We start from the raw sequence: 7766 nt of genomic DNA, 5'->3' as shown, positions 1-7766 counted from the left end.
TATTTGCCGTTTGTGCTGGGGGCAAATATGGCGCACTACTGGCAGTTGGGCTTGTCGGAGGCGGGACGGGTGCTGCCTGTGACGGCGGCGACGTTTGGCTGGAATGGGGCGATGCTACCGATTGCGGTGGCGCATCCGGCAGTGATTTCGTTTTTACAGGCGATAACGCTGATCGGTACGTTCTGGCTGAGTGTGTTTGTGACTCAAAAGATCGCGCGGCTGCCGCTGGTGAAGATGCTGCCGCAGCATGGAGCGCTAGCGGTAATTGGAATGGGAATGTGGTGGACGATCGTTGGGTGGTAGAGCGTACAGAGTGAAATTTGTCTAAGGTTATGTTAGTTTCGTAGCCATTGTTTCTCAGCGCTTATGAGATCGCTTCATCAGTACACAATTGTTCTACGTCCCGATGATAATGGCACGTTTGTTGCTTACATTCCGGCGATCGCGGGCTGTCACGCTTGGGGACAAACTTCAGAAGAGGCACAAGCCGAACTTGCCAACGTATTTGAGATGATTCGGGACGAGTATGACGAAGCGGGTCAAGAATTGCCTCAAGATGTCGAGGTTGCTGTGACCCATGCCCGCTAAAGCAAAGGAACTCGAGCGAGTAGCGCGAAAGCTGGGGTTTGAGAAGGCGCGGCAGAAGGGCAGCCACGCACGGTGGAAACATTCTGATGGACGGGCAACAACCATTCCGATTCATGGCAATGCTGAAATAGGTGGTTGGCTGTTTCAGGAGATTTTGAGCCAGCTAGGCATCACGGAGGAAGAATTCAACCAATTGCGCTAATGAGACAAGGTGTAGGGCAGCACTGTTTGGGAATGCTGTTAGATGATGTGTAAAGCTTCTCAGACGAAAATGCCTCATTTAGTAAACTACGCCAATCAGCAAACTCTTCTAAACCATTTAGAGCAAGCTGTCCGTGAAACTAGGATAAACGGTGAAGATTGTGTACTATACGCTGTAACTTGCTATTTTGATCGAGAGGCTGCTGAAAAATTAGTAGCTTGTATCAATGAAGCATTAAAAGCGGTTCAAGGCAGGCTGACACAAGTTCATATTTTCATTGATATTGGCGACTGGTCTAAGTATCGAGGAGACGGGAAAGAACTTGTTAGCTGTATCAGCAGGCGCGTTGGCTTAGAGAAGAACAAAATTGAATTTATTCCTATTAACTTTAAAGGTAGGCTATTTCACGTTAAAAGCTATGGATTAGTAAGTTCAAAGACGCAAAAAGGCTTCCTTGCAACCACATCAGGAAATTTGACAAGGAGAGGACTTGGAATACATGAGAATAGTAATATTGAGATTGTAGAGATTACTCATGATTCTGCATCACTCAGTCAGTTTATTAGAATAACAAAAGAACTAAGAGAAGATTACTGTGCATCAAGGAAATTAATTGCAGAGCAAGATGATTTTGTTCTTGCTCTACGTATTCTTCAGGCTGGTGAATTCTATCACAAGTGGGAGGGAAACTTGAGTAGCGCAGTTCGTTTTCAACTAACCTTAACGGAAAAGGGTAAAGAGAGTCAGAAAGTAAATAAAATATTCAAGGGCTATCAATCAGACTCAAACTCCATTTTGCGCGACCCACTTAATCTACAGCAAGTGTTCAGCAAAATACCAAAGCTTTTTCCAGAAAGGTTTTGGGCTGCTTACAGTGTAGATACACTTTTGGGAAGATGGGTACCAAGAGGTATTGCTAATTTAGTTGATGAGACTTTAGAAAAAGATTTTTTGCCCTATCTGAAAAAAATAGAGGAAATTACTTCTGTTGAGAATTTAAAACTTAAAGAAGCAGAAATAAGAGAAGAGGTAGAGATATTTAAGAAGAAAGATTATATAGAGGGAGATGTAGATAAATTAGTTTCAGGTTGGCGAGATAGAGCAGAAAAATTTCATAGTAAACAAGAACTTATCAAGCTTTGTATATATAAGTACGAAAAAGTACCAGAAATATTAGATTCAGCAAATCGTAGGCTTGTGCGGCAAACTTTTGAATGCTTGCGTGATCAACTCGAAATTCCTTCTCGACGACAAGGTATTAAAGCTTCTCTAAAAATAATAATAGAATCTAGAGCAAGGAATCTTGAGGAGAAATTAGAGGAACTGGAAAGTAAAGCACGTAGAGAGTTTTTGACATAGGGTGTTAGTACTCCTCGTCTTGCTCTTCCTATGGTATCAAGCTATAAGAAATTTTAGGAGGCGATCACGATGACTTTGGCATTTAGTGAACCAGCAACGATCGCCCCACAAACCAAACGGACGATCGCACAACTCTAATTTCTACAAACTGCTAAACTATTGGACACAGTCGATCGCCGAGGAAACATCATGATGTCAATTGTTGTCACCCTCAGTCCTGAATTAGAAGCGCTACTACGGGACAAAGTCGATCGACAAGGTCAAGACATAAACCCTGTCGCATCTGAATTACTGATTAATGTCTTGCGGTGGGAACAACAAGATTCAAAAGAGGCAACTAAGGAAATTCAGCAAGGGCTAGATAATTTTGAAGCGAATCGATTTCGGTCTTTTCAAGATTTTGCTAAGGAACAGCGTCGCAAATACAATTTTTCAGAAGAACTCAACGCTACTTAAATGAACCAGTAATGATCGCCCCACAACCCACAGGCGGACGATCGTATGAAACAAGAAGCACCGGAAGAATTCATCTTACAATCGAATCATTAATCCAATGAACTTGCCGATATGAGCAACTATCCCCTCCTCAAAGTCGAAATCTCGCAGCTTAGCATTGCTGAGCGCATCCAACTTGCTGAAGACTTGTGGGATAGCATTCAGGATCGACAAGATGAACTTCCTCTAACTGACGCCCAGAAACAGGAACTCGATCGTCGATTAGACCACTATCAGCAAGATTCAACGGCTGGTTCAACCTGGGAAACCGTCAAGCAGCGATTAGGCTTCTCCCAATGAGCTACTGTCTCATTATCCGCCCTGAAGCTGAATTGGACATTCAAGATGCTTTCGAGTGGTATGAAGCACAAGCCCCCCGGATTAGGATCTGAGTTTGTCCGAGCCGTCGATGTCTGCTTATCCAGCATTGGACGCAATCCACTTGCCTATCCGCTCATTTATCGGCAATCACGACGAACGCTGATTCGACGCTTTCCCTACAGCATCCTCTACATCTTTGAACAAGAAACTATTTCCGTGATTGCTTGCTTTTACGGTAAGCGCGATCCAAAATCGTGGCAAGAACGACTTTGAGAGGCGCGATCGCCCTACAGCGCACAAACGGACGATCGCAGCTAGTTGTACAGACGGTGACGCACACCTAAGCTAATAGGCAAAGCTATCAATGAAGGTGATGCAGCTTTGCAGCAGACTAACGCGATCGAACGTTCAGTAGCAGAACTTGTCGTGAGTTCCAGCTATGAAGGTAACAATCGACGTTAGCCGCTGAGCTTGCAAAGAACGCAGTCTGCATCAAACCAAAGCGGGTTCTGGAAGTGCGCCCTGCATTCGGCTAAGCCAATTGATCAGGTTCTCTAGCTGCTGGTCAGCCGTCAAAACGCCCAAGCCGCGCACCGTCACCTTGCCCGACGAGAACACAAAGCGAGACTGCAAGTGATCTGGCAGATTCGCTTTGAGCAAATTCCAGGCAGGCTCTTCCATCGGCGTCTCCAGAGTAATGTGCTGCGGACCCTCCGGTTTAATGCGCGAGAAGCCGAGCTTTTTGGCGATCTGCTTCAGTTCCACAACGCGAATTAGCTGCAAGGCAGCGATCGGAATCGGACCGTAGCGATCGCTCCAGTCTGCCGCAATCTCAGTCAATTCCTGCTTGGAGTTGGCAGAGGCAACGGCGCGATAGGCGCTCATTTTCTGATCTAAATCGGGAATGTAGTCTGCGGGAATAAACGCGGTGAGATTGAGGTCGATCTGGGTGTCGTCCACTTTGGGAATTTCCTGACCGCGAATCTCACGAATTGCTTCTTCTAGCATCTCGACGTAGAGGTCAAAGCCGATCGCGTCCATCTGCCCCGACTGCTCCGCCCCCAACAGATTGCCAACGCCTCGGATTTCCATGTCGCGCACCGCCAACTGGTAGCCCGATCCCAACTGCGTGAACTCCTGAATTGCCCGCAGTCGCTGGCGTGCCGCGTCGCTGAGCTGGCTCTGTTTTGGATAAAACAGCCACGCGTGCGCCTGAATTCCTGCCCGCCCCACTCGACCGCGCAACTGGTAAAGCTGCGCCAGCCCAAATCGATGGGCGTCTTCGATCAGAATGGTGTTGACGCGGGGAATGTCCAACCCCGACTCAATAATCGTGGTGCAGACAAGAATATCTGCCTCCCCTTCGCTAAACGTGAGCATCGTCGGCTCCAGTTCCGATTCGGGCATTTGTCCGTGGACGATCGCGATCCGAATACCCGGTACCATCTCGCGAATTCGGGCGGCAACTTCCTCAATGCCTTCAACTCTGGGAACCACATAAAAAATCTGCCCGCCTCGGTCCAGTTCCTGACGAATCGCCGTCCGCACGATCTCTGGATCGAGCGGAGCCAAATGGGTTTTAATCGGGCGACGCGACGGTGGCGGCGTGGTGATCAAACTCATTTCGCGCACGCCAGACAGCGCCATGTAGAGCGTACGGGGAATCGGCGTTGCGCTCAGCGTCAGCACATCGACCTGCGTTCGCAGCGACTTAATTTTCTCTTTCTGGTTCACCCCGAAGCGCTGCTCCTCGTCTACCACCAGCAGTCCCAAGTCCTTGATAAAGACTTCTTTGCCTAAAAGCTGGTGCGTCCCCACGACAACATCCAGTTCCCCAGTTTTCAGCCGTTGCAGAATGTCTTTGCGCTCCTGCGGCGTGCGGAAGCGGTTCAGTAAGCCAATCTGAATTGGATACGGAGCGAAGCGCTCTTTTAGTGTGTGGTAGTGCTGCTGAGTCAGAATTGTAGTTGGAGCCAGCAGCGCCACTTGTTTACCAGACGTGATGGCTTTGAAAATGGCGCGAATCGCCACCTCGGTTTTGCCAAAGCCCACATCCCCACAGACCAAGCGATCCATCGGACGATCGCTCTGCATGTCCTGTTTTACGTCCTGTACCGCTTTAAGCTGGTCGGGCGTCGGCTGGTAGGGAAACGAGTCTTCCATTTCCTGCTGCCACGGCATGTCGGACGGAAACGAGAATCCCTGCTGTTGGGCACGCTGCGCATACAGCTGCAGCAGATCCACCGCCACTTTTTTGATTGCTTTGCGGACCTTGGTTTTCGTCTTCTCCCAGGCTTTGCTGGACATCTTACTCAGCTCTGGCGTCGTATCGCCCGCGCCCCGAAAGCGCGACAGAGAGCTAAGCTGATCGGCGGCGACTCGCAGCAGTCCATCGGCGTACTGCAACACTAGATACTCGCGAGTCTCGCGGTTGATCATCAAGCTTTCCAGCTTCAGGAACCGCCCAATGCCGTGATTGCGATGCACCACGTAATCGCCCGGACGCAGCTTGTTCGGGTCAACCTGCTTCGAGGCCGCGCGGCGACGTTTGCGGACGTAGCCCGGCGTTGCCAGCGTGTGCTGCCCAAAAAACTCACGATCGGTGACGACCACCAACCGGAACGTTGGCAGAATGAAGCCCTCTAACTCCGCCAGCCCGGAATACTTCACGGCTACCGGAACGTGCTGAATTTGCAGCTTATCGATCGCCAGATAGTCACGTGGATTGGGCACAAACTGGGCGGGACAGTCGTGCTCCTGCAACAGCGCCACCGATCGCGATGGCTGCGCCGATACCAACCAAATCGAGAAGCCGCGATCGCGCTCGCCCCGAAGCGTTTCGGCGAGTTTGCCAAACTGGTGCGGAATCGCAGGCACTGATCGACTGGCAAGGTTAATCGGGGAGGAGTGCGGAGTCGGTGAAGCGTCCTTCTTCACTTCTTCGACTAGCTCTGAGAGGGAAAGACGATCGAAGCACTCAACCTCTGCAAGGGATTCCGTGAAGGAGCGGTGGATTTTCGGCAATGAAAAACCCTGATCGACTCCGCCTCCCAATTCTTTCCAATGGTCTTCGACGTGCTCAAACCAGCGATCGCTGTGCGCTAAACACTGATCGGGTTCATCGATCGCGACCAGCGTATTGTCGGGCAGGTAGTCCAGCAGCGAGGCTGGCTGATCGAAGGCAATGCCCAAAAAGCGCCGCAAGCCTTCGGGGAGCTGTCCCTCGTCAAATTTCTCTTGGTCTTCGGGTGACAGGTGCGCTTTGACCCTAGCCACTTTGTCGTCGGAGAGAGCAGCCTGCACGATCGGCGCAAAACTCGTCGGCGTCAGGACAGTCTGATCGACCCGATCGAGCGATCGCTGCGTGGCTGGGTCGAACTCCCGAATTTGCTCGAGTTCGTCTCCAAATAGTTCCAGCCGCACGGGCAGCTCCGACGCCACGGGAAACACGTCCACAATGTCGCCGCGCCGTCCCCACTGCCCCTCGGTTTCTACCAGCGGCACCCGCTCGTAGCCCAATCGTGCCAGTTCTTGTCCCAGCGTTTCCAGGTCTAGCTCGGTCCCGCGCCGCAGAGTTAAACAGTACGGCTTCAGCGCCTCGATCGGCGGCAGGTGCGGCTGGAGGGCGCGTTCTGTTGCGACGATCGCCAGTGACGAGTGGGGAGCGGGCGAGGAGTCAGAACCATTACTCTTCACGCCTCGCTCTAACTCCTTCGGAGACGCGTCGCGTTGCTGAGATGCCGAAGGCTGTACACTCCTGACTAAGTCCGCTAGGACTTGTAGCTGTCCCCACGTCATTTCTGCTTCGGAGTCAAACGGCTCGTAGGGCGAAGTTTCGGAGGTTGGGTAAAAGTGGACGGTCTGCCACCCCATTGCGTCAAGTTGGGCAGTCCAACGTCCGGCTTCTTCCAGCGTCGCGGTGACGACCAGCAGCGTCCGGGATTGAGTCTGTGCCAGCGTCGAGCTAACGATTCCCTTGGGCAGACGTGACAGCCCGGTAAGCCGCAGATGGTGATGCCGCTCCAAACTCGTTAACAGTTCCGAGGTCAGGGGCGATCGCCCCAGAGCACGAGTAATCGAAGAGAACGCCATAGTCTGCTGCCGCTGCGAGAGATGATTCAACTATCTTCATATTTTAGAATCCTGTCGCCAGACACGTAGACCTCTCAATTTGAGGATTGCCGAATTTTAAGGATCATGGCAACTAGTGCAGCGGTTTAGTGGAATCCTATTCCTGCAGTTGGGTGGCGGTCATGATGCGATCGCGTCCCGCTGCTTTTGCTTGATACAGCGATCGATCGGCAGCCGCAATCAGTTGCACCGCTGAGGTTCCCGGTGTTGGCACGATGCAGGCAACGCCTAAGCTGAGGGTGACGTAGGGACTAACGCTGGAGTGCTGATGGGGCAGTTGCAGCTGTCGCACCGCTGTTCGAATTTTCTGGGCAACTTGGACCGCTCCTTCTAGCGGCGTGTTCGAGAGAATGACTGCGAACTCCTCGCCTCCGTAGCGAACCACAAGATCGGTTGCCCGCTTGGCGACGCTCCGAATCGCACTAGCGATGAAGCGCAAGCAGTCGTCTCCAATTTGATGCCCGTACGTATCGTTGTACTGCTTAAAGAAATCGACATCGCAGAGAATCAGCGACAGCGGATGGTGCTCTCGCAGCAGGCGTCGCCACTCGTATTCTAGGCGTTCGTCAAAGTAGCGACGATTGGCAACCTGGGTCAGCCCGTCCATATAGGCTAACCGCTGAAGCTCTTGATTAGCGGCGCGGAGGGCGTCCTCGACTACCAGACGTTC

7 protein-coding genes and 2 pseudogenes are annotated in these 7766 nt (G+C 51.5%); 7 read left to right on the top strand and 2 right to left on the bottom strand.

The window, feature by feature from the left end; translation table 11 throughout:
* From H6F43_RS04755 to H6F43_RS04725, 7 genes and pseudogenes are all read left to right on the top strand, one after another.
* Positions 1 to 303: pseudogene (locus tag H6F43_RS04755) on the top strand (AAA family ATPase); the annotation flags it as partial.
* Positions 304 to 366: 63 nt separating this feature from the next.
* Positions 367 to 588 (top strand): type II toxin-antitoxin system HicB family antitoxin, encoded by a 222-nt coding sequence (locus H6F43_RS04750; RefSeq protein WP_190341175.1) that lies wholly within the window; start codon positions 367 to 369, stop codon positions 586 to 588.
* Positions 578 to 790 (top strand): type II toxin-antitoxin system HicA family toxin, encoded by a 213-nt coding sequence (locus H6F43_RS04745; protein ID WP_190341173.1) that lies wholly within the window; start codon positions 578 to 580, stop codon positions 788 to 790. Before H6F43_RS04750 ends, H6F43_RS04745 begins: the two co-directional genes overlap by 11 nt.
* Positions 791 to 859: 69 nt before the next feature.
* Positions 860 to 2149, top strand: coding sequence for a hypothetical protein (locus H6F43_RS04740; protein WP_190341171.1), 1290 nt, complete (start codon positions 860 to 862; stop codon positions 2147 to 2149).
* Positions 2150 to 2341: 192 nt separating this feature from the next.
* Entirely contained in the window at positions 2342 to 2605 is a 264-nt protein-coding gene (locus H6F43_RS04735; protein WP_190341176.1) for a hypothetical protein, read from the top strand.
* 111 nt (positions 2606 to 2716) lie between these two features.
* The gene (locus tag H6F43_RS04730) at positions 2717 to 2944 is read left to right on the top strand and encodes an addiction module protein (protein ID WP_190341169.1); all 228 of its coding nucleotides are present in this window, start codon (positions 2717 to 2719) and stop codon (positions 2942 to 2944) included.
* Positions 2941 to 3238: pseudogene (locus tag H6F43_RS04725) on the top strand (type II toxin-antitoxin system RelE/ParE family toxin). The gene H6F43_RS04730 and the pseudogene H6F43_RS04725 overlap by 4 nt, the downstream one beginning before the upstream one ends.
* A gap of 219 nt (positions 3239 to 3457) precedes the next feature.
* Here H6F43_RS04725 and mfd read toward each other — a convergent pair.
* A complete protein-coding gene (gene mfd / locus H6F43_RS04720) occupies positions 3458 to 7057 on the bottom strand; it encodes a transcription-repair coupling factor (RefSeq protein WP_190341167.1) in 3600 nt (1199 codons plus the stop codon).
* Positions 7058 to 7193: 136 nt separating this feature from the next.
* Positions 7194 to 7766 (bottom strand): diguanylate cyclase (locus H6F43_RS04715; RefSeq protein WP_190341165.1); only part of this gene is annotated, 573 nt, incomplete at its 5' end.

It is taken from the genome of Leptolyngbya sp. FACHB-36, from assembly GCF_014695955.1.
Taxonomy (GTDB): domain Bacteria; phylum Cyanobacteriota; class Cyanobacteriia; order Leptolyngbyales; family Leptolyngbyaceae; genus FACHB-36.
Note: the sequence above shows the minus strand (reverse complement) of the source record. Positions and strands in the feature narration are given on the sequence as shown.

Coding starts and splice junctions, on each gene's coding strand:
- H6F43_RS04730 (WP_190341169.1), top strand. CDS start 2,717: ATGAGCAACTATCCCCTCCTCAAAGTCGAAATCTCGCAGCTTAGCATT.
- H6F43_RS04735 (WP_190341176.1), top strand. CDS start 2,342: ATGTCAATTGTTGTCACCCTCAGTCCTGAATTAGAAGCGCTACTACGG.
- H6F43_RS04750 (WP_190341175.1), top strand. CDS start 367: ATGAGATCGCTTCATCAGTACACAATTGTTCTACGTCCCGATGATAAT.
- mfd (WP_190341167.1), bottom strand. CDS start 7,057: ATGGCGTTCTCTTCGATTACTCGTGCTCTGGGGCGATCGCCCCTGACC.
- H6F43_RS04740 (WP_190341171.1), top strand. CDS start 860: ATGCCTCATTTAGTAAACTACGCCAATCAGCAAACTCTTCTAAACCAT.
- H6F43_RS04745 (WP_190341173.1), top strand. CDS start 578: ATGCCCGCTAAAGCAAAGGAACTCGAGCGAGTAGCGCGAAAGCTGGGG.